This is a genomic window from Streptomyces sp. NRRL WC-3618 (assembly GCF_001280005.1).
GTDB lineage: Bacteria > Actinomycetota > Actinomycetes > Streptomycetales > Streptomycetaceae > Streptomyces.
The window spans coordinates 1-2,540 of record NZ_LGDW01000197.1 but is presented as its reverse complement, the minus strand read 5'-3'; the positions used below and the strand labels follow the sequence as shown (position 1 = coordinate 2,540).

Sequence of the window (2,540 nt, the reverse complement as noted above, 5' to 3'; positions counted from 1 at the left end):
CCAGGTGAAGGTGCGACACGAGGTCGCGTGTGTTGAGTGGGCTCTTTTGGAGAGGGGGTCGGCGATGGCGTCGGCGACAGAGTAGCCCTGGGTCAGTGTCCGATGACCTGTCCCCACCCGGACATGCGTCGCTGGTAACGGCGGGGTGTGAAGCTCCGGGGGGAAGCCCAAGTGCCCTCGTTCCACCCGAGGGCAACAGGCAAGGGGAAGACCGGACGGGTGAATAACCGTGAACCCTCGATGACGTCTCGTGAGAGAAAGCCCCGCCGGTGGGAAGCAACAGTGGGGTGCAGGGCAGGCCGCTGGAACGCGGCAGGCGCCGGGCGGATGCTTCACGCCGCCCGGGAGGACACCGCCGCCCCGGGATATAGAGGGCACCCAACCCGGTCGCAGCTCAGGCATGCGGAACGTGGAAACCCCGACGGAAGCCGCCCGTCCATACCGGACGGGCGGTGGGCTGACCGTGAGGAAGGCTGATGTTTCCGGCGGGAGAGGACGGCTCAAGAAGCGAAGGCCGGCACGCCGAAAGGCCGGAGGAAACCAAGGCAGTTACGGGCGGTGGACTCTCCGCCGCCGCTTTGGCCAACTCGTCGGATACGGACCGATGTCCGAGTCCGAAAGGACGCTGACGTGAGCCGGGTGAGCCTGTGAGGAGGGACGATGACAGCAGCGACAGCACCGAAGGACAAGTTGGACGCCCCGGCCCCGGCCGGGGTGAACGGCCCGGAGGGCGGCTTCGTGGACTGGCCCAGCATCGACTGGGACCAGGCGGAGAAAGACGTACGCCGTCTGCGTCAACGCATCTTCACGGCATCGAAGGAAGGGGACCTGGCGAAGGTCAGGAACCTGCAGAAGTTGATGCTCCGGAGCCTGAGCAACACGCTGGTCAGCGTGCGGCGGGTGACGGAGATCAACGCCGGACGCAAGACGGCGGGGATCGACGATCAGGTCGTACTCACCGCCTTGGGCAAGTCGGAACTGGTGCGCTTCATCCAGCAGCGCGGCAGTAACTGGCAGGCTCGCGCGGTCCGGCGGGTGTTCATCCCGAAGGCGGGAGGACGCAAGCGGCGCCCGCTCGGCATCCCCGTCATCGTCGACCGGGCTCATCAAGCCCGGGTCTCGGCGGCGCTGGAACCTGAGTGGGAGGCCCGGTTCGAGGCGAGGTCGTACGGCTTTCGCCCGGGCCGGGGCTGCCATGACGCAATCGGGGTCATCTTCAATACGCTCAGCGGCAAGAACCCGCAGCGCGTGTGGATCCTGGACGCGGACCTGGCGGCGGCATTCGACCGCATCGATCACGACCAGCTTCTGGCCGGGCTCGGCACTTTCCCCGCTCGGGGACTGGTCCGGCAATGGCTGAAGGCCGGGGTCGTGGAACGCGGGAGGTTCACACCGACCGAGGAGGGGACTCCCCAGGGCGGCGTGATCAGCCCCGTGCTGCTGAATATCGCTCTGCATGGGATGGAGATGGCTGCGGGCGTGCGGTATCACCCTTCGGGCCGACGGGCCGGAGAAATCATGCCGAACGCTCCTGTGCTGGTCAGATACGCTGACGACCTCGTGGCGATGTGCCACAGCCGCGCTGCGGCTGAGCAGGTCAAGGCACGGCTTGCCGAGTGGCTCGCGCCCCGGGGGCTGGTCTTCAACGAGGACAAGACGCAAATCGTCCACGCGGAAACCGGCTTCGACTTCCTCGGGTTCAACGTGCGCCGCTACCGCAGCGGCAAGCTGCTGATCAAGCCCAGCAAAGCGGCCGTCAAGCGGATCCGGGGCAGACTGCGGGAGGAAATCCGGGCCCTTCGTGGCGCGGAGCCTGCGGCAGTACTGCGGACGCTCAATCCGATCGTTCGCGGATGGGCGGCCTACTACCGGACGGTGGTGTCCAAAGAGGTCTTCGCCTCGCTGGACGCCTACCTATGGCAGCTCACCTACCGGTGGGCGCTGCCCAGGCACCCGAAGAAGCCGAGGCGCTGGATCATGAAGCGGTACTTCGGCCGCTTCAATCCTGCACGTCAGGACAATTGGGTGTTCGGTGACCGCGGCAGCGGCGCCTACCTGGTCCGGTTCGCCTGGACGAAAATCATCCGGCATCAGCTGGTCAGGGCCGGGGCGTCCCCGGATGACCCTGCTCTGGCCGACTACTGGGCCGACCGCCGTCGCAAGGGCGCTCCGCTGCCGCTGGACCGGGCCACCATGCGTCTACTGAAGACGCAGGCGGGCCGCTGCCATCGGTGCGGGCAACTGCTCCTGCACGCAGACCGGTCCCCGCAGTCCCCAAGGGAGTGGGAGCAGTGGCTCCGCACCACCCGGAAAGCGATCAAGACCCAACACATCGCTTACCAGGGGACGAAGACGCCGGATGGGATTCAACTCCGCCTCACCCACGCCTCATGCCGTCAACGCCTATACGCGGACGGCCGCGAGGAAACCCTGCACACCGGAGAGCCTTTGGGGCTTGCTTGAGCCGTATGCGCGGATGACGTGCACGTACGGTTCTGAGGGGGCCGGGGTCCAGCAATGGACTCCGGCTACCCGACAAG

The 2,540-nt window shown here is 66.8% G+C and carries 1 protein-coding gene; it reads left to right on the top strand.

Features of this window, described 5'->3' with window-relative positions:
- The first annotated feature begins 660 nt into the window (after positions 1 to 660).
- Complete coding sequence (ltrA, locus tag ADL01_RS19100) at positions 661 to 2,463, top strand: group II intron reverse transcriptase/maturase (RefSeq protein WP_053743225.1); 1,803 nt, start codon at positions 661 to 663, stop codon at positions 2,461 to 2,463.
- Positions 2,464 to 2,540 lie beyond the last annotated feature (77 nt).

Bases quoted from the DNA above. Each gene is read 5' to 3' on its own strand.
- ltrA (WP_053743225.1), top strand. From the start codon at position 661: ATGACAGCAGCGACAGCACCGAAGGACAAGTTGGACGCCCCGGCCCCG.